This is a genomic window from Streptomyces fagopyri, from assembly GCF_009498275.1.
GTDB lineage: Bacteria > Actinomycetota > Actinomycetes > Streptomycetales > Streptomycetaceae > Streptomyces > Streptomyces fagopyri.
This window is the reverse complement of record NZ_CP045643.1, coordinates 2845488-2864764: the sequence shown is the minus strand read 5'-3', so window position 1 is coordinate 2864764 and position 19277 is coordinate 2845488. Positions and strand designations below refer to the sequence as shown.

Genomic DNA, 19277 nt, shown 5'->3' with positions numbered 1-19277 from the left:
ACCGTCCCTCACGTACCGGCCGGCGTCGTCGCCCCCGTCGCAGCCCAGTGGCACGCCACCTGTGCCCCTCCGCCGCCGCCCAGTACCGGCAGGTCCTGCCCGCGGCAGGCGTCCGCGACTCCGGCCCGTTCGGCCTCCCCGCCCGCCAGGATCTGGCAGCGCGCGTGGAAGCGGCAGCCCGAGGGGATCCGTGAGGGGTCCGGGGGCTCGCCCGTGAGTACGACCGGCGCGCCCGGCGCCTCCGGGAGAACGGACAACAGGGCCTGGGTGTACGGGTGTCGGGGCGACGTCAGGACCTCGGCGACCTCGCCCGTCTCCACGATCCGGCCGAGGTACATCACCGCGACCCGGTCGGCGATGTTCCACGCCAGACCCAGGTCGTGGGTGACCACCAGGGCGGACAGGCCGAGTTCGGCGCGCAGCCGCAGGAGCAGGGCGAGGATCTCGCCCCGTACCGACGCGTCGAGGGAGGCCACCGGCTCGTCGGCGACGATGAGTTCGGGCCGCAGGACGAGCGCGCCCGCGATGACGACGCGCTGACGCTGGCCCCCGGACAGTTCGTGCGGGTAGCGCAGGAAGAAACGCTCCGGCGGACGCAGGCCGGCCAGGGAGAGGGCCTCCGCGACCGCCGCCCGTTCGTCGCCCCCGTACCCGTGGATGCGCAGCCCCTCGGCCACCGCGTCGTACACCGTGTGCCGGGGGTTGAGCGAGCCGCTCGGATCCTGGAGGACCAGCTGGACCCGCTTGCGGTAGGCCTTCAGCGCGCGCGAGGAGTAGTCGAGCGGTGCGCCGTCGAAGGTGACACGACCGCCGGTGGGCGGGACCAGACCGAGAAGGGAACGGGCGAGCGTCGTCTTGCCGCAGCCGGACTCGCCGACCAGGGCGACGATCTCACCGCGGCGGATGTCGAGATCGACCCCGTCGACGGCGCGGGCGCGGGCGGCGCCGTGCCGTCCGGGGAACGAGACGCGCAGTCCCTCGGCGCTGAGCAGCGGCGACGCGGGCGCGGGCGAGGGCGCCGGTGTCGTGGCCGGTACGGGGGCCGGCGCGGGCGGGTTCGTCATGGCGTGCTCCTGACTGGCTCTGCCGCTCCGGCGGCCGTGTCCACGTGCACGCAGGCGGCCCACCGTCCCGCGCCCGCGTCCCGCAGCCCCTGGTCCTGGTCGGCGCACGAGTCCAGCGCCACCGCGCACCGGGGGTGGAACGTACAGCCGGAGGGGAGTGCGGACGGGTCCGGGGGATCGCCGGGCAGGCCGCGCGGCGCGAACCGCGAGGCGCTGTCCCCGATGCGCGGGAAGGCCGCGGACAGGGCCTTGCCGTAGGGGTGCCGGGCGTTGTCGTACACCTGCCGTGCGGGGCCCTCCTCGACGACGCGGCCCGCGTACATCACCGCGAGCCGGTCGCAGGTGTCGGCCAGGACCGCGAGGTCGTGACTGATCATGAGGAGGCCCAACTCCTGTTCGCTCACGAGTTGTTCGATCAGGCGGAGGATCTGCGCCTGGATCATCACGTCGAGCGCCGTGGTCGGTTCGTCGGCGATGACGAGCCGGGGGTCGCAGGCCAGCGCCATGGCGATCATGACGCGCTGGCGCTGCCCGCCGGAGAGCTCGTGCGGGTAGGCGTCCGCGCGGGCGGCGGGCAGCCCCACCTGTTCCAGCAGTTCGCCGGTCTTCCTCCTGGCACCCGCCGGGGTCGCCTTCCTGTGCAGCAGGATCGGCTCGGCGATCTGGTCGCCGATGCGGTGCACGGCGTTCAGCGAGTGCATCGCCCCCTGGAAGACGATCGAGGCGCCCGCCCAGCGGACCGCCCGCACCCGGCCCCACTTCATCGTCAGCACGTCCTCGCCGTCGAGCAGGATCTCCCCGCTCGTACGGGTGCCGGCGGGCAGCAGCCGCAGCAGCGCGAGGGCCAGCGTGGACTTGCCGCAGCCGGACTCGCCCGCGATGCCGAGCTTCTGTCCCGCGTCGAGCGAGAGGTCCACACCGCGTACGGCGGCCGCCCCGCCCGCGTACGTCACTTCGAGGTTCCTGACCTCCAGCAGGGGCCGGCGGGCGGGAGCGGTCACGGGAGTGCTCACCGGAGTGTTCAACGGGTCACCCCCAGCTTCGGGTTGAGGACCGACTCGACCGCGCGTCCGCACAGGGTGAACGCGAGCGCGACCACCGCGATCGCGATTCCCGGCGGTACCAGGTACCACCACTTGCCGGCGCTGACGGCGCCCGCCTCCCGCGCGTCCTGGAGCAGCCCGCCCCAGGACACGACCGTGGGATCGCCCAGACCGAGGAACGCCAGCGTTGCCTCGGCGAGGATCGCGGAGGAGATGATCAGGGTCGTCTGCGCCAGGACCAGCGGCATCACGTTGGGCAGCACGTGCCGCGACATGATGTGCCAGTGGCCGCCGCCGAGCGCCTTGGCCCGTTCGATGTAGGGCCGCGATTCGACGGCGAGGGTCTGCGCGCGGACCAGCCGGGCCGTCGTCGGCCAGGTGGTGACGCCGATGGCCAGGATGATCGTGCCGAGCGAGCGGGTCATCACGGTCGCCAGGGCGATCGCGAGGACCAGTGTCGGCATCACCAGGAACCAGTCGGTGATCCGCATCAGCACGGTCGCGTACCAGCCGCGGAAGTGGCCGGCGGTGATCCCGATGACGGCGCCGATCGCGACCGAGAGCACGGCGGCGAGCAGTCCCACCAGCAGGGAGACCCGGGCGCCCCACACCACGAGCCCGAGCAGATTGCGTCCGAACTGGTCGGTTCCCAGGGGGAATTGCGCGCTCGGGCTCTCCATCGGCCGGCCCGGCGCGTCGGTCACGCTCTGCACGTCGGAGCCGACGGTCAGCGGTGCTGTCAGGGCGATGAGGGCGAAGAGCGTGAGCGCGGCGAGCCCGAGGACGCCCGCCCGGTGGGTGCGGTACCGCCGCCAGAAGCGGACGGCCGAGTTGCGGCGGCGCTGCCTGGCGAGTGTGCGGGAGCTCTTCGCGCCCGGGGTGACGGCCTGTTCGGCCGCCGTGGATTCGGTTGTCATCGGCCCGTCCGACTCGGTCGTGGTCATCGGCCCACCCGTGGGTCCAGCAGCGGATAGATCAGGTCGGCCAGCGTGTTCATCACGACCACGGCCGCCGCGAAGACGAAGAACAGCCCCTGGACGAGCGGCAGATCGGGCACGCTCAGTGCCTGGTAGAACAGGCCGCCGAGGCCCGGCCAGGAGAAGACGGTCTCGACGAGGATCACACCCGCGACCGTCCGTCCGAGGTTGATGAAGATCAGCGTGACGGTCGGCAGCAGTGCGTTGGGCACGGCGTGGCGGCGCCGTACGAGATCGTCGCGCAGGCCCTTGGCCCGCGCCGTGGTCAGGTAGTCGCTGCCCATCTCGTCCAGCAGCGCGGAGCGGGTGACCAGCAGCGTCTGCCCGTACTCCACGGCGACCAGGGTCACCACCGGCAGGACCAGGTGGTGGGCGACGTCGAGGACGTACGCGAAGCCCTCCTTGCCCCCCGACTCCATGCCGCCGGTCGGGAACAGGCCGGGGACCGGGCCCATGCCCACCGAGAAGACGATGATGAGCAGCAGCCCGAGCCAGAAGGACGGGATCGAGTACAGCGTCAGCGCCAGACCGGTGTTGAGGCGGTCGCTCGTCCCGCCGTTGCGCCAGGCGGACCGGGTGCCGAGGAAGATGCCGAGCGCGGTGTAGAGGACGAACGCCGTGACGGTCAGGAGCAGGGTGTTCGGCAGCGCCTCGGTGATCTTGTCGATGACGGGCGTGCGGAACTGGTAGGAGGTGCCCAGGTCGCCGGTCAGCGCCTTGCCGCAGTAGTCCGTGAACTGCTCCCAGAGCGGCAGGTCGAGCCCGAACTCGGTTCGGTAGTGGGCCAGTTGCTCGGCCGACACCTGGCGACCGCCGGTCATGTACTTGACCGGGTCGCCGGGGATGAGCCGGAAGAGGAAGAAACTGGTGACGAGGACGGCGAGCAGCGAGACGGCCGCGCCGCCCAACTTGCCCGCCACATAACGCAGATAGGCGGTCGTGGTGCGCGCCCGTGGCCCGCGGACCGACGGTCCGGCGTCGGCCGGACCGTCGGTCGCCTCGACCAGCGAGGGTGTTGCCTCAGCGGTCATGAACTACTCATTCGCTCGTACGTCCATGGAGTGCCCCGGGGGGCGTGGGAGCGCGCTATTCGCGGTCCTCGGCCGTGGCACGGCGACGCATCGCGAAGAACGCCCCGGCGCCCACGAGGACGACCACGCCCGCGACGATGCCGATGATGACGCCCGTCGAGCTCGAACCGTCGGAGGACGCACCGGAGGAGCCCGCCGGAACCGCCGACCACCAGCTCCAGTAGCCGTCCTGGCCGTAGATGTTCCCGGCCGCCTTCGGCATCGTCTCGATCGACTTGATCTGGTCGGTGCGGTAGGCCTCCACCGCGTTCGGGTACGCCATGACGTTCATGTACCCGGTGTCGTACAGCCGCGACTCCATCTGCTTGACGATCTCCGCCCGCTTGGCGGTGTCGTACTCGGTGAGCTGCCGGCCGTACAGATCGTCGTACTTCTTGTCGCAGATGAAGTTGTCCGTCGCGCCGGTGTCCTTGGGGGTGGCGGGCAGCGCGGCACAGGTGTGGATCGACAGCACGAAGTCGGGGTCGGGGTTGACGGACCAGCCGTCGAAGGCCAGGTCGTACTTGCCCGCGAGCCACGGGTCCGTCACGTTGTCCAGGCATTCGAGCGTCACGCCGATGCCCAGCTTGCCGAACCACTCCTTCAGGTACTGTCCGACCGCCTTGTCGTTCGGGTCGGTGGCGTGACACAGCAGCCGGTAGTCGATCGGCCTGCCGTTCTTCTCCACGCGCTTGCCGGCGCCGTTCTTCTTGTATCCGGCCTGGTCGAGGAGCTGGGCCGCCTTCGCCGGGTCGTAGCCGAGGTTCTGGCTCGCCGACGGCTTCCAGTAGTACGTGGAGAAGCGCGGTGGGATGTACCCGGCGCCCTCGACGGCGTGACCCTGGAAGACCTTGTCGACGAGGGTGCTCCGGTCGATCGCCATGAACAGCGCCTGGCGCACCTTCTGGTCGCGCAGGGACTCGGCTCCGTCGCCGAAGTGGTCCCCGTTCGCGGCCTCGGCGCCCGGATTGGTGGCGAGGGCGTAGAAACGGCGGCCGGGGGCGTCGTTGACCTTGATGTTCGACTGGCTCTTGAGAGCGGCCGACTGAGCGGGCGTCAGACCGGAGACGAACGACACCTCGCCCTTCTGCAGGGCCGCGACGGCCGCGTCACCGTCCTTGTAGTACTTGAACACCAGCTCGTCGAACTTGGGTGCGCCTCGCCAGAAGGTCTTGTTGGGCTTCAGCCGCACATAGCTGTCGGGCTTGTAGTCCGTCAGGATGAACGGCCCGTTGCCGACGATCGGGAAGCTCTTGTCGTTGTTGAACTTGGAGAAGTCCCCGACCTTCTCCCAGACGTGCCGGGGCACGATCGGGACGTCGAGGGCGGCCATGGTGGCCTGCGGCTTCTTCAGCTCGATGACCAGCTTGGTGGGGCTCGGGGCGGTGACCTTCTTGAAGTTGCCGACGAAGCTGCCGTTCGCGGTGGCCGCGTTCGGGTCGGTCATCATCTTGGTGAAGGTCCACGCCGCGTCCTCGGCGGTGGCCTGTTTGCCGTCCGACCACTTGGAGTTGGAGCGGATCGTGTAGGTCCAGGTGAGCTTGTCGGCGGACGGCGCCCACTTGGTGGCGAGGCCCGGGATCGCGTGGTTGTCCGCCGGGTCGTAGTTGGTCAGGTACTCGTACATGAGCCGGTGGATGCTCGTGCTGACCAGGCGCGACGCCAGGAAGGGGCTCAGCGAGTCGACGCTCTGCGCGACCGCGACGGTGAGGACGTTCTTGCCCTCCTCGGCCCGGGCCTGCTGCGGGGCCGGATCGAGCGGGCTCGCGAGACCGGCGGTGAGCGTGAGGGCGGCGGCGCCCGCGGCGGCGAGGAGCCTGAGACGCGGGCGTCCTCCGGTGAGCTGATCTTGTCTGTTCATGGGTCGGTGACCTCGCGTCATCGCTCGCACGGGGATGGCTGGTTGAACTACTGGATCAGGGGTGAACAGGGGCGCCGGCGGGGTTGATGTGTGTGTCTATCAGCGGCGGTCTCCGCGAGTCAACGGCAGGTGGACCCCATGTGGCCTGCGGAAATAACGAGTTGGCGCGGATTATTCGCTCATTGGTTCAGACCGGTGAAGCCCCCCTGGCCAGGGGGTGGCGCTCCCTTCGGCCCCTGGACACACGAAGGCCCGCACCGTGGACGGACGGTGCGGGCCCTGGCGGGAACCGGCCCCTCGGAAGGGGCCGATCGGGTGATGGTCTCCGGCTACTGGCGAGGAGACGCGGGAGGCGGCGGGGGCGGTGTGTGGCCCTGATGGGGCGGATAGGGCTGACCGTCGTCGAAGGGCCGGCCCGCGGCGGACTGCCCTGGCTGCGGCTGCGGCTGCGGCTGCGGCGGGGGCGGCGGCGGGTACGCCTGGCCCGGCTGCGGCGGGGGGAGAGGCGGACCGGGCTGCTGGGCGTAGGGATCGCCCTGCTGGTACGGGGAGGGCCGACCGGGGTCCGGCTGCCCGTACTGCGGCGGTCCGGGAACCGGCGGCCCGGGGGGCGCCTGTCCGGGGGGCGTCTGTCCGCCCGGTACGGGTACGTCCAGCGGGTACGAGTACTGCGGCACGCCCGGCATCGGCACGCCCGGCATCGGCGGGGCGGCCACCGGCGGCGGGTTGCCGTCGTTCGTCCACAGGCCGTGCGACTGCTGGTGACGGACGATGTCCTCGGCGACCATCGCGGAGAGGTTGAAGTACGCCTCCCGCACCTTGGGCCGCATCATGTCGAGGTCGACCTCGGCGCCCGCGGCCAGATGCTCGTCGAACGGCACCACCACGACACCCCGGCAACGCGTCTCGAAATGGCTGACAATGTCCTCCACTTTGATCATCTTTCCGGTCTCGCGCACCCCGGAGATGACGGTGAGGGAACGCGAGACGAGATCCGCGTACCCGTGCGCCGACAGCCAGTCCAGCGTCGTGCTCGCGCTGCTCGCACCGTCGACGGACGGCGTGGAGATGATGATGAGCTGGTCGGCGAGGTCGAGCACCCCGCGCATGGCGCTGTAGAGCAGACCCGTGCCGGAGTCGGTCAGGATGATCGGGTACTGCTTGCCCAGCACGTCTATCGCGCGCCGGTAGTCCTCGTCGTTGAACGCCGTGGACACGGCCGGGTCGACGTCGTTGGCGATGATCTCCAGCCCGGACGAGGCCTGGGACGTGAACCGCCGGATGTCCATGTACGAGTTGAGGTAAGGGATCGCCTGCACGAGGTCGCGGATGGTGGCCCCGGTCTCCCGGCGTACCCGGCGCCCGAGCGTGCCCGCGTCCGGGTTGGCGTCGATCGCGAGGATCTTGTCCTGCCGCTCGGTGGCGAGCGTGGAGCCGAGGGCGGTGGTGGTGGTCGTCTTGCCGACACCGCCCTTGAGGCTGATGACCGCGATCCGGTAGCACGACAGGACCGGCGTACGGATCAGCTCCAGTTTCCGCTGGCGCTCGGCCTCCTCCTTCTTGCCGCCCAGCTTGAACCGGGACGAGCCGCCGCCGGGGCGCCCGCTCTTGGCCTTCTGCTTCTTGTTGTTGAGCAGACGGTCGGAGGACAGCTCCACCGCGGCGGTGTACCCGAGAGGCGCCGCCGAGGGATTCGTCGGCTGTCGCTGGTCGTGCCGGACGGGCTGCGGCCAAGCGGTCCCGCTCCGCGGATCCACGGGGGCCTGCTGGGGAGGGTGCTGCTGGTGCGGCTGCTGGTTCTGAGAGGGGTGCGGGGCCTCGGGCGACAGGCCCGGGTGAGGCTGGTACTGAGCCGGGATGTGCGGCTGCGCCGGGTGCGGTTGCTGCGCGGGGACGTGCGGCTGCGGTTGCGCCGGCGGCTGGGCGTGCGGGGGGAAGCCGTAGCCCGGCTGCGGGCCCGGGGCCTGCGGCGCGGGGGCATCCGGTCCCGGCGCCTGGGGTCCTGCCGCCCGGGGTGCCGGCTGCTGGGGAGCCGGGGCGGCCGTCTGGGGGAACCCGTAGCCGTCCTGCGGCACCGGCGGGCCTTGCTGCGGAAAGCCGTAACCGGCCTGAGGGGCCGGGGGGTTGGGCGTGGCGGGGGCCGGGACGCCGGGCTGGGGGAAGCCGTAGCCGTCCTGCGGCGCGGGCGGCTGGGGGACCGGAACACCGGTCTGCGGGACGCCGTAACCGGTCGGCGGAGCCGGTGGTGCCGGGACCGGGGCGGGCGCCGGCGGTACCGGGACCGGCGCGGGCGGTGCGGCCTGCGGGTCCCAGGCCGGGGGCGCGGACTGCGCGGTCGGCGGCTGGAACGGCGCTTGCGGCTGAGCCGGCGGCTGGCTCTGGGCGTGCTGGACCTGGGCGTGCTGGGGCTGGATCCCCGGCTGCCGGGGCGGCGCGGGAGGCTGGGCCCCGGCCACCGAGGGGTGCGGCTGCGCGGGTGGCTGCCCCTGCGCGGCCGGTGACTGCGGCGGCGGGGTCCCGGGCGCGGGCGGTGTCACCGGCCCGGGTGAGGGCCACTGTGGCGCGGGCGCCGGGGCGGCGGGCTGGTACGCGGGCGGCAGCGGCGGCAGCGCGCCCTGCGCCATCGGCGGGGGAGTCCAGGCGGGTGCCGCTTCGGACGCGCCCGCGGGTACGTCCACTCCGGCGTCCGGCGCCGGGCTCCCGGGCGGGGTGTCCGACGGGTCGGCATCCCCGGCCGTCGCGGCGTCCCGCGTTCCCGCGTCCATGTCTCCGGAGTCCCGCGACGGCGGATCCGCGGGCGCGGCGGCGTCGAGGCGCTCGGCCTCCGCGTCGTCGTCGGCCGCTTCGGCGTCGGCATCGGCGTGCGGGGCTCCGGTCGTTTCCGCCGGGGACTGTGGACCCGCGGCGTTCGGTCCGTCGGATCCGTCCCGTCCGTCCGAGTCGACGGCTCGGTCCGTCACGTCGGCCCCGGCTTCCGCGGGCTCGCGCTCCTGCCCGGAGACGGGCTCCACGGCGTCGGTATCGGCGTCGGCATCGGCGTCGGCATCGACACCGGCTTCGACATCGGTACCGGCATCAGCGCTCGCGGAGTCGCCGCTCCCGTCGCCGTCCTGCGCGGCTGCGGTCGCGTCCGTGCTCTCCGGCCGTGAGGGTGCGGCCTCGCTCACCACGGACGCACCGGAAGCCTCGGCCGATCCCGACCCCGACCCCGACCCCGATCCTGACCCCGACTCCGCACCCGGCACCGCCACCGGCGGCACCGGAGCGCTCAACTCGAAGTCGCCGCCCGCCGCGTCACCGCCGACCGGAGCGGCACCGGCCCGCTCCTCCTCGGGGACGGAGACCGCATCGCCACCCGCCCCCACCGCGACCGGGCCCCCGGCAGTGGCGACGTGTTCCCCCGCGGACCGCTCCGCGAACTCACGCTTGAGCGCGGCGGCGGAGAAACGCATCGTCGCGCCGCTCTCGATGTCACCGGTCGCGGCATCCTCCTGGCCGGCCGGTACGACCGGCGGCGACCAGGCGGCCTGCGGCATCGGCGCCGATGGCGCGGGGGGAACCTGGGCCGGCGGTCCCGGCGGTCCCGGCGGCAGCGGTGCTCCCTGCGGATCCGGCGGAGCGGGAACCGGAGCCTGCGACGCCTGTCCCGAACCTGCCGACGCGTTCTGCGTGTACCAGGCGGGCGGCGCGTAGTCGATGGTGAACTCGCCCGTCGCCTCGACTGCGGACTCCGCGTCGGACTGGTCATCGCCGGGTGTGGCCCAGCCCCCGCGGATCCCGTCCCGATCGCTGTTCACAGTTCCTCCTGGTGTGGTCGAGCACCCTTGATACCGAGCTGGGGCGACCGTTCTCTTCATCCGAATCTCTTGGCCGGACGCCGTCCGACGCCGTTCGACGCCGCCCGACGCGCCAGACCGTTCCGCAGGGCGCGGGCGTTTTGCCGGCGGGTCGGTCGACGGCGGGGTGTCGCGTCCAACCCCAGCCTAATCACCACGGGCGCCACGACGGCAGGCCCGTCCACCCCTCCGCACGGGCCCACTTCGTCACACCCTGCCCAGCAGCGGCGTACGCACGCGTCACAGGGCGAAACAAATCGGGCAATCCTGGTGAACAAGTCGGTTGCGAGAGGGGGTAATCGGACGGAAGCGCCCGAGCCCGGACCGGAAGTGCCGCAGCGCGGCCCGGGGTTGGGCCAGGGCCCGCCGAGACCGCGCCCGGTCAGTCCATTCTGCGCGGCGTACCGAACAGTCCGGTCTCGGCGTCCGTGGGCTGCGTCATCACGTACTGCCGGTCGCGGTCGGCGCACCACAGCGTGACACCGTCGGCGAGCGTCGGCAGCGAGTCCACGTCGCCCCGGGGCAGCGCCAGCGCCCGCCCGATCTCCGCGGCCTCGTCCGGCGAGACCCGCTGCACACCGACGAGCCGCGCCTGCCTCAGCAGTCGTGGGGCCACCGGGCTGAGGTACGGCAGCAGCGTCAGAATCGACTGCCAGGGGCCGGCCACCACCCGCCCGCGCGGCGGCCGCATTCCGCAGTCGCGCACCACCAGCACCGGGTTGCCCGCCGAGGCGCCCTGCGGCGGAACGCGCCCCACGTCGTGCACACTCATGCCGTTCTGCCCGCCGCCCATGGCGTGCACCATCTGCATCCAGGCCTGCGCCCGCCCCGTCTCCACGGCGACGCGCGCCCCGGTGGCCGCCGCCCGCAGCGCGAGCACCTGCGCCGTCCACAGCCCGCCGATCAGGACGACGTCGTACGGCGTCGGCCGGTTGAGGCCGAGCACGGCGGGCCCGCCCCCGGCGTCCACGCCGATGACGACCCCGTCGTCCCCGATCGGCAGCGCCAGCGAGTCCACCTGTTCCACGGACAGCACATGCCGTCCGTGCCGCGGCCCGATCAGACCGAACCCGCTGCGCAGCAGGCCGCGCGGACGCTCCGAGGCCGAGGCCCCCGCTACGTCGGGAGAGCCCGACGGGCCGACCCCGGAGGCTCCCGAATTCCCGTACGCCCCCGGTGCGGTGGCTCCGGATGAGGTCATGGACATCAGCGGACACCCCCGAGCGGCAGTGTGGCGAGCACACCCGGAAGCTGCTCGCGGTCGAGCCGGGTCAGTCCCGTGCCCGCCCGTCGCGCGGACTCCTCCAGCGAGCGCCGCGCCGCGACCAGTTCGTCGTCGCTGCGCCCGGTCACCCGTAGGTGTCCACAGAGCGACACGTCCTGACGCTCGCCGCGCCGCAGGGTGAGACTGAAGGTGGTGGCCAGTGCGGGCACGGCCGTGAGAAGGGCGACGAGTTGGGGGAGCGACGGCCCTCCGGAACCGCCCAACTGGGGCCAGCGACGCACCCAGTACGTTGTATGTCTGCGGTTGTCGCAGCGCCAACTGCGGCTGGACTCCTCCGTCCGCCGCGCCGGCAGGTCCGTCCGTCCGGCCTCCGCCGTCACCAGGGGGTTCGCGCACGCCGAGGTCGCCACCGCCGCGGTCAGCTCCTCCTCGTTCAGCAGCGTCGTACGGAATCCGGCTCCCGTGAGCCGGCTCGCGAGGTGGTCCGCCGTGCGAATGACGCACTTCTGCGCGCCGACGAGTCCGCCTCCGCGCGCGGCCACCGCCTCCGGGCACAGCTCCGGATCGAGCTTCAGCGCGATCCAGGTGATGCGCACGGCGGGCGCCCCGGTCTGCTCCTGCAACGGCGCGTAGTTGCTGACGGCCACGGACTGCTGGGGCAGGTGCAGGGCGGGCGCGGGCTGCGTGTGCAGCACGATCTGCGCCGACTCCAGGCGGACGCCGTCCACCTCCAGCGCGTCCCGCACCAGTCCCAGGGGCAGCGGCTGGCGGCTCCGCTCGGCACGCAGCGCGGTCGCGTCGGCCTCCACCTGAAGCACGGCGGTCACGAACGTGCCGTCCCCGATGACACCGACCGGACGCCGGTCGCGCGCGCTGTAGGCCGAGGTGCGCAGGCTGGGGTCGCACTCCACTGCCGGGGCGAGGCCGGGCTCCGTGCCCGGCCGTATCGGCGTACCGGCGGCGCGGCGTCGCCGGACACGCAACGCCCTTGCCGTCGCCAGCCATTCGGGCAGCGAACGACCCCGGCGGCGCACCAGGGCGAGCAGCACCAGCACGACCGCGAGGACGGCCGCGGGGACCAGGGCGAAGGGCGAGACGACCCATCCGACCAGCAGCGCGGCGGCGGCGATCTCCAGCAGGACGACTCGTTGCAACCGGAACGACCCGGACCGTCCGGCACGGACCCTGAGGTGCAACGAGCCGGTGGGGGGCCCGGGTTGCCCGGACCGGTCGGGTGTCCCCGGCGGCTGCGGCCGGGACGCGGAGGAGCCCCGCTCCCGCGACCGGTCGCGCGACCGGAACCGCGCTCCGGAAGCCATCACTTCATCCCCCCGTTTTCCTCACAACTCACTGGAACAACGCCACCGCACAAGGCTCTTGAGGCGCCGATACCCTACCCGCACCACCAGGGCGCTCCCGTACCAGGCATAGTAGGGGGCCGGTTCGGCAACGGAGGGCGGGGGACGGGACCCCCGAGCGCGGGCAGGGCGAGACACGGGGAGACACAGGCACACATGGCATCTCGGCGGGACCAGCTCAACGCCTACACCTTCGCGAAGCGCCGCATGCTCGCGTCCTTCGTCCAGTCGTCCCCGGACGGCTCGGAGGAGGGGGCGCCGCGCCCGTTGCGGGCCGTGCTGCCGGGCACCGTCGTCGGGGTCGTCATCCTGGCCGCGTTCGGGGCGTGGGGGATGTTCAAACCGACGGCCCCGCAGGGCTGGGACACCGTCGGCGAGAAGGTGATCATCGCCAGCGACTCCACCACCCGCTACGTGGTGCTCAGGACGGACGGCAAGGTACAGCTGCATCCGGTCCTCAACATGGCGTCCGCGAAACTCCTCCTCAAGACGGGCAAGGGCGAGGTCGTCACCGTCGACGAGTCCATCCTCGACAAGGGCACCATCCCGCGCGGTGTCACGATCGGCATCCCCTACGCGCCCGACCGCCTGCCCGCGGCCTCGGAGGCGGGCTCCGCGAAACGCTGGGCCGTCTGCGAACGCCCGAGCGCGGGCGGCAGGTCGATCCAGAAGGCCGCCTTCGTCCTCGCCTCCCGTGACACGGGCAGGACCGAGGGCGGCCGGCAGAAGCTGCGCGGCGGCGACCTGCTGTACGTCGTCGGACCGGACAGGACCCGCTACATCGTGGACGCGCACGGCAAGGCGTACGAGGTGGACAGGAACGACGAGTTCCTGCTGCGCACCCTCGTCGGCTCCGGCCGCGAACCCCAACGGGTGTCCAAGGAGTGGCTGGAGACCCTGCACCGCGGTGACCGCATCACCTTCCCGAAGGTCGAGGGGCGGGTCGGTGCCGACGCGGGCGCCGGGAGCGGTCTGCCCGCCGCCGCGGACAAGGTCGGCATGCTGCTCAAGGCTCCGAACGGCGACCGGGACCAGTACTACGTCGTCGAACCGGGCAAAGTGGCGCCCGTCTCGGACTTCACCGAGAAGCTGCTGCTCAGCAGCCCGGACCTGGGAAGCCTCAACCAGACCGACGCGCTCGACGTCCGGATCTCCGACTTCACCCCGGATTCCCGGGAGTTCGCCGCCGACCGCGACTGGCCGGCCGAGTCCCCGTCGGCCGTCAACGAGTCGGGCACCGGCCAGGGCGGCCGCGACACCGTCTGCAACGTCCTGCGCGGAGTCGACGAGGACGACGGCACGACGACCCTCAGCACCTGGGCGGGCACCGACTTCCCGGCTCCCCTCCCGACCGGCTCCACCAGCGCGTACGTCACCCCTGGCTCAGGTCAGCTCTACCGCCAGTTCCAGGGCGAGGAGACGAAGGCCGGCGGCGTCTTCCTGGTGACCGACACCGGCCTGCGCTACGCGATGCAGTCCAACGACGACAGCGCCACCGACGACGCGGGCATCGGCACCACCGCCAAGGAACGCAAGCAGTTGGAGCAGGAAGCCCAGTTGGCCCAGATCCGCCTGGGCTATTCCGGCGTGGATCCGGCGCCGGTCCCCGTCGCGTGGTCCCTGTTCCTGTCCACCGGCCCGCGTCTGTCGACGTCCGCGGCCCGCCAGCCGCAGGGCTCCTAGGACCTCGGGGGTCAGTCCATGACGTACGCGCCCGCCGTGAACCCCCCGCGCGCGGCGGCCCTCGTCGCCGCCACACTGATCGCCTGCACCGCCGCGACGGCTCTCGCGCCGGCCGCGGCCGCCGACTCGTCCACCGACCAGTGCACCTTCCCCAACAAGATGTACGCGGGCCGCCCCTGGGCCCTTCAGCGCGTCCTCCTGGACGAACTGTGGAGCCAGTCGAAGGGCGCGGGCGTGCGCGTGGCCGTCATCGACACGGGCGTGGACGTGCGCAACGAGCAGCTCACCCACGCCGTGGACACGGCCGCCGGCCGCAACTTCCTTCCGAAGAAGCTGAAGGACGACAACGGGGATCCGATCCCGCGCGGCAAGGAGAACGGCACGACGGACACGGTCGGCCACGGCACGCGCGTCGCGGGCATCATCGCGGCCAGGCCCGCCCCGAAGACCGGATTCGTGGGCCTGGCCCCAGAGGCGACGATCATCCCGATCGAACAGAACGACGCCGAGGGGCACGGCACCGCGGCGGAACTGGCGGCGGCCATCCGTTACGCGATCAAGGCCAGGGCCGGCGTCATCAACATCTCCCAGGACACCTCCAACGCCGTGGCCCCCGATCCCGATCTGGACCGGGCCGTGCAGGAGGCGCTGAACGCGCGCGTCGTGGTCGTCGCCTCCGCGGGCAACGACGGCCTGGGGGGCAACGTCAAGGAGACCTACCCGGCGTCGTACGACGGAGTCCTGGCCGTCGCGGCCTCCGACCGCAACAACGAACGTGCCTCCTTCTCGCAGTCCGGCGACTTCGTCGGCGTCGCCGCACCCGGTGTGGACATGATCTCCACCGTCCCCAAGGGCGGCCACTGCTCCGACAACGGCACCAGCTTCTCGGCCCCGTACGTGGCCGGGGTCGCGGCCCTGATCAAGGCCAAACACCCGGACTGGACCCCGCGCGAGATCGTGGCGCAGATCGAGCAGACCGCGGAACGCTCCGTGCCCGGCCGCGACCGGCTGGTCGGCTGGGGTGTCGTCGACCCGGTCCGCGCCCTGACCGAGGACGACCATCCCCCGCAGTCCCCCGATCCCGGGCAGCACCTTTCCCAGGCCGAGGCCCCCGTTCCCGCGGCCCTTCAGCTCGGCGAGACCCCGGACGAGCGCAACGCCCGTCTGGCGACGTACGTGGCGGTGGGCGCGGTCGTGCTGGTCGCGGGCCTGGGCGGAGGCGCGGTGGCCCTGCGGGACGCGCGCCGGCGCGGGCACCGGACGACGGGGACTGAGTAGAAGTACTCATGCCCCCGGGGCCGTTGCACCCATAGCCTCGCGTTGCGGGAGTGATCATCGGGGCGCGCCGGGCATGGTGAAGGAGGAGTGAAGCCTCGCACAGTAGTAGCAGAGCTGCTGCATAAGGCAGTTGGGGCTGTCACACGAATTGACTAGAGTGGTTGCGTTGCAGACAGGAACGCTCGGGGGCGCGGCATCCCGGAGCAGGCGACGACAACGGGGAGGGAAAGCATCGTGCTTCCTGCGGACATGGGTGGCAGTGGGGGCGCTGACCTGAGGCGTGGCATGGAGGCGCTGACGACCTTCAAGAAGCGTGTGGACGGCGTGCTCTCGAACTTCGAGGACTCACCGGGCAGCGCGACGAAGGTCGGGGCCCACAGCATCTCCCAGGCGTCGTTCTGCGGAACGGGCGACTTCGGTGAGGCCAAGGGCCTCCACACGCAGTACGAGCGCGTCCACGAACGTCTCACCTCGCTCTCCAAGTCCCTCGGGTTGCAGATCGAGGCGCTCCGGATCGCCGTGCACGGCGCGGACGTCGGCTTCGACAACCTCGAGGAAGAGCTCCGCCACCGCTTCTGGGAGATCCAGACGCAGGTCCGCCGTGACCAGGAACAGGCACAGCGCGAGAAGGCCGCGGCCGAGGCCGCGAAGCACGGCAAGCCCGAGGAGAAGCGTTCCGACGACACCAAGTCCGAGGCCGGGTACTGATGGGTGACGAGAAGAACAAGCCGGACCACAAGGTCGACCTGGAGCACGTGAACCAGCAGGTCGGCGTCATCGACGCGACCAACGCCGTGTCCGAGATGCTGAACCACACCTTCCTCGGTGGTGGTGTCCGCTTCTTCGGCAAGACCGACTTCGAGGGCCACGAGCTCAACGACATGGTCGACATGGTCGAGTCCGCGAACCCGGAGCACCTGGAGACCGCGGGCAAGGCCCTGTGGGACGCCCGGGACGCCATCAACGACGCCGCCGAGGAACTGAGCGGTCACATCGGCAGGGTCGACTGGGACGGCGAGGCCGGCAGCGCGTTCCGTACGTGGGGCGGCAACCTCGTCACCCACGCGCGTGACCTCGCCGGCTTCGCGGAGGTCGCGGGCACACAGATCACCGCGGCGGCCACGGGACTGGCGTCCGTACGCAAGTCCATGCCACCGCGCGACGCCCGGCCGGCCCCCAAGACGGTCGCCGACATCCCGGCACCCAAGCGGATCGAGGGCAACCACGAGTACACGGCGGCGGTGACGGCCGAGAACCACCGCCAAGAGGCGATCAACCAGATGAACCGGTTGTCGTCGTTCTACGCGGTCTCGGAGGAGACCCTGGCGGCCCAGGAGCCGCCGGTGTTCGAGCCGATGCCGGGGGTGGGGGTGCCGAAGCCGGACCCGCGGTCCATCAGCAGGGGCAGGGCGGACAGGGGTGGGGGAGACAGTTCGCTCCGGACGACGAGCGAGTCCGGCACCGTGCATCACACCGTCCCGGAGACGACGGTGGGCACCCGGCACCCGGCAGAGATCCCGCACTCCACCGGGCACGTGGACGACCCGGTTCCGTACCCGGTTTCGTACCCGGACCGGCCCGTCGGCACGGAGATCGACAGCGTCGGCACGCTGCCGCAGGACACTGCCCACCACGTGGCCGCAGTGCCTCCGTCGGCGACGGGGCCGGGCGGAAGCCCCGCGGGAAACGTCCCCGTCGTCGGTACCGGCGCGGTGGCCCCTCCCCTCGGCGGCCCGGTCGGGCGTGTCCCGGGATCGGGCGGAGGGAACGGAGCCAAGTCACCCCTCTCGGCACAGGGGCGCGTCGGGACGTCCCCCGGCGGGACGGGCAGGGCAGCCGGACGCGGCCCGCTGGGGCAGGTCGGACGTGCTGCGACCACCGGCCAGCCAGGAGCCCGGGGGATCGGCTCGTCCGCGGGCAAGCCGCCGATGGGGCGGAGCGTCACCGGCGGGATTCCGAGGACCGCGGGCACGGCAGGCGGACGAGCCGGCGGCACACCGGGCGGACGTCCGGGTGGCCCGGGAGCCACGAATGCCGGACGTGCCAACGGTGTTGTCGGCGGAAAGCCCAGCACGGGAACGACACCCGGAAAGCCGGGCTCCAGGCTGCCGCGCGGCACGGTCGTCGGTGGCAAGGGGGCGGCTGAATCACCCGTGTCCGAGGGCAGGCTCGGTCAACGTGGAGTGATCGGGGCTCCCGACCAGGCCGGCGCCGTGAGGCCCGGGCAGACACCTCGTAGATCCATGAACAACCCCGAAGGTGTGGTCGGTGCCCCCAAGGGCCGGACCGCTGCGACGAAGAACAAGGGATTCACTTCCGGTGGCACCGGCCTGGTGAGGGGTCCAGGGGGCGGACAAGCTCCCGGAAACGCTCGCGGCAAGGGCACATCGCGTAGTGAACGACCGAACGAGGACGAGGACGAGACCCGTTCGCGTGAGAGGCAGCGGCGCGACGTGCCGCCGACGACAGACTGACCGGATACGAGCGAGGACAGACAGAAGCATGGTGTCAGGGATCAGCCGAGACGGCAGGCGGACGGCTTCCTCCGCGGGGCGCAACGGGAGGCGGGTGTTCTCCGTGTGCGCGGCGCTGGGCGCGGTGGTCGTTGTGCCGGCCGGGCTGGCCCCGGGCGCGGCGGCCGACGACGTCCGGTCGAAGCAGTGGTATCTGGCGCCGATGAAGGCCTCCGAGATGTGGAAGGTGAGCGCGGGCGAGGGTGTGAAGGTCGCCGTGATCGACTCGGGCGTCAACCCCGGGACCCCTTCGCTCAAGGGACAAGTGCTCGTCGACGAAGTGCCGAAAGCCGTCTCGTACCACGTCACCCAGGACTACTCGGGCCACGGCACGAGCATGGCCGAGCTGATCGCCGGTACGGGTGCCGGAGGCGGTCTGAAAGGCCTGGCCCCGGGGGCGAGGATCGTGCCGTACCGGATCGTGACCGGCGACCTGAAGAGCGAGGCCGAGAGGATGAAGACCTCGACCTCGGCCATGGCGATCAGGGCCGCCGCCGACAGCGACGCCAAGATCATCAACATGTCGTACGGCAGTCCGGCCAGTGACCCGGATGAAGAGGCGGCCATCAAATATGCGCATTCCAAGGGCAAGCTGCTGATCGCGGGCACTGGCAACAACGCGGAGAAATTCAACCTGATCGGTTATCCGGCCGCCTATCCGTTCGTCGTCGGGGTCGCCGCCGCGGACAAGACCGGAAAGGTCGGCAAGTTCTCGGAGCACGGCAACTACGTCGATCTGGCGGCGCCGGGCCTCGATCTCCCCGTCTGGTGCGACAAGTCGTTCCGCTCGTACTGCACCGGAGCCGGCACCAGCGCGGCCACCGCCATCACCTCCGCCTCCGCCGCCCTCGTCTGGTCCGCCCACCCCGACTGGACGGCCAACCAGGTCCTCGGCAGTCTGATAGACACCGCGGGACGCGACTGGCCGAAGAACAAGCCGAGCAACTACCTCGGTTACGGCCTCATCCGGCCCCGGAAGGTGCTGGAGGACACCGGCATCGACCCCGGCCCGGCCAAGACCGACCCGCTCAGTTACGAGAACGGCGCGGGCGTCACCGGCGCCTCTCCCTCCGCGACCGCACCCGCCTCGTCCCAGCCCCCGAAATCCACCTCGGGCGACCGGACTTCGGCGGCGGGATCGAACACGGAGTCCTCCGGCGGCACCCCCTGGGGGGCTCTCGCCGGTGTCGCGGCCGTGCTGGTGATCGCGGGCGGCGCCTTCGCGGTGATCCGTTCACGGCGCCGCGCATGACCACCCCCGCACGTCCGGTTCCCGCTCGGGCGGTGACTCCCGGGCGCGAGTGCGGCGATCGGCACCTCACCACTTGGTGACGTGTGCGCAAGGAAGACGAACCACAACCCACGAAAG

13 protein-coding genes are annotated in these 19277 nt (G+C 71.8%); 5 read left to right on the top strand and 8 right to left on the bottom strand.

Going from position 1 to position 19277, the window contains the following annotated elements; all coding sequences use genetic code 11:
* Positions 1–8 precede the first annotated feature (8 nt).
* The 8 genes from GFH48_RS12080 to eccE form a co-directional block, all read right to left on the bottom strand.
* Complete coding sequence (locus GFH48_RS12080; protein WP_153288269.1) at positions 9–1064, bottom strand: ABC transporter ATP-binding protein; 1056 nt, start codon at positions 1062–1064, stop codon at positions 9–11.
* Complete coding sequence (locus tag GFH48_RS12075) at positions 1061–2077, bottom strand: ABC transporter ATP-binding protein (protein ID WP_228120533.1); 1017 nt, start codon at positions 2075–2077, stop codon at positions 1061–1063. Before GFH48_RS12075 ends, GFH48_RS12080 begins: the two co-directional genes overlap by 4 nt.
* Before the next feature lie 8 nt (positions 2078–2085).
* The gene (locus GFH48_RS12070; RefSeq protein WP_153292873.1) at positions 2086–3024 is read right to left on the bottom strand and encodes an ABC transporter permease; all 939 of its coding nucleotides are present in this window, start codon (positions 3022–3024) and stop codon (positions 2086–2088) included.
* A gap of 23 nt (positions 3025–3047) precedes the next feature.
* On the bottom strand, positions 3048–4115 hold the full coding sequence (locus GFH48_RS12065; RefSeq protein ID WP_194280564.1) for an ABC transporter permease: 1068 nt from the start codon (positions 4113–4115) through the stop codon (positions 3048–3050).
* Between the two features lie 55 nt (positions 4116–4170).
* Positions 4171–6015, bottom strand: coding sequence for an ABC transporter substrate-binding protein (locus GFH48_RS12060; protein ID WP_153288268.1), 1845 nt, complete (start codon positions 6013–6015; stop codon positions 4171–4173).
* 329 nt (positions 6016–6344) lie between these two features.
* Complete coding sequence (locus GFH48_RS12055) at positions 6345–9812, bottom strand: SCO5717 family growth-regulating ATPase (protein WP_194280563.1); 3468 nt, start codon at positions 9810–9812, stop codon at positions 6345–6347.
* Between the two features lie 421 nt (positions 9813–10233).
* A complete protein-coding gene (locus tag GFH48_RS12050; protein WP_153288266.1) occupies positions 10234–11058 on the bottom strand; it encodes a hypothetical protein in 825 nt (274 codons plus the stop codon).
* On the bottom strand, positions 11058–12395 hold the full coding sequence (gene eccE / locus GFH48_RS12045) for a type VII secretion protein EccE (protein ID WP_153288265.1): 1338 nt from the start codon (positions 12393–12395) through the stop codon (positions 11058–11060). Before eccE ends, GFH48_RS12050 begins: the two co-directional genes overlap by 1 nt.
* 195 nt (positions 12396–12590) lie before the next feature.
* On the opposite strand from eccE, the gene eccB reads away from it, so the two are divergent.
* From eccB to GFH48_RS12020, 5 genes are all read left to right on the top strand, one after another.
* On the top strand, positions 12591–14117 hold the full coding sequence (eccB, locus tag GFH48_RS12040) for a type VII secretion protein EccB (protein ID WP_153288264.1): 1527 nt from the start codon (positions 12591–12593) through the stop codon (positions 14115–14117).
* Between the two features lie 18 nt (positions 14118–14135).
* Positions 14136–15395 (top strand): type VII secretion-associated serine protease mycosin, encoded by a 1260-nt coding sequence (mycP, locus tag GFH48_RS12035; RefSeq protein WP_153288263.1) that lies wholly within the window; start codon positions 14136–14138, stop codon positions 15393–15395.
* 234 nt (positions 15396–15629) lie between these two features.
* The gene (locus GFH48_RS12030; protein WP_322746987.1) at positions 15630–16103 is read left to right on the top strand and encodes a hypothetical protein; all 474 of its coding nucleotides are present in this window, start codon (positions 15630–15632) and stop codon (positions 16101–16103) included.
* Positions 16103–17869 (top strand): WXG100 family type VII secretion target, encoded by a 1767-nt coding sequence (locus GFH48_RS12025; RefSeq protein WP_153288262.1) that lies wholly within the window; start codon positions 16103–16105, stop codon positions 17867–17869. Before GFH48_RS12030 ends, GFH48_RS12025 begins: the two co-directional genes overlap by 1 nt.
* 28 nt (positions 17870–17897) lie before the next feature.
* Complete coding sequence (locus tag GFH48_RS12020) at positions 17898–19160, top strand: S8 family serine peptidase (protein WP_153288261.1); 1263 nt, start codon at positions 17898–17900, stop codon at positions 19158–19160.
* Positions 19161–19277 lie beyond the last annotated feature (117 nt).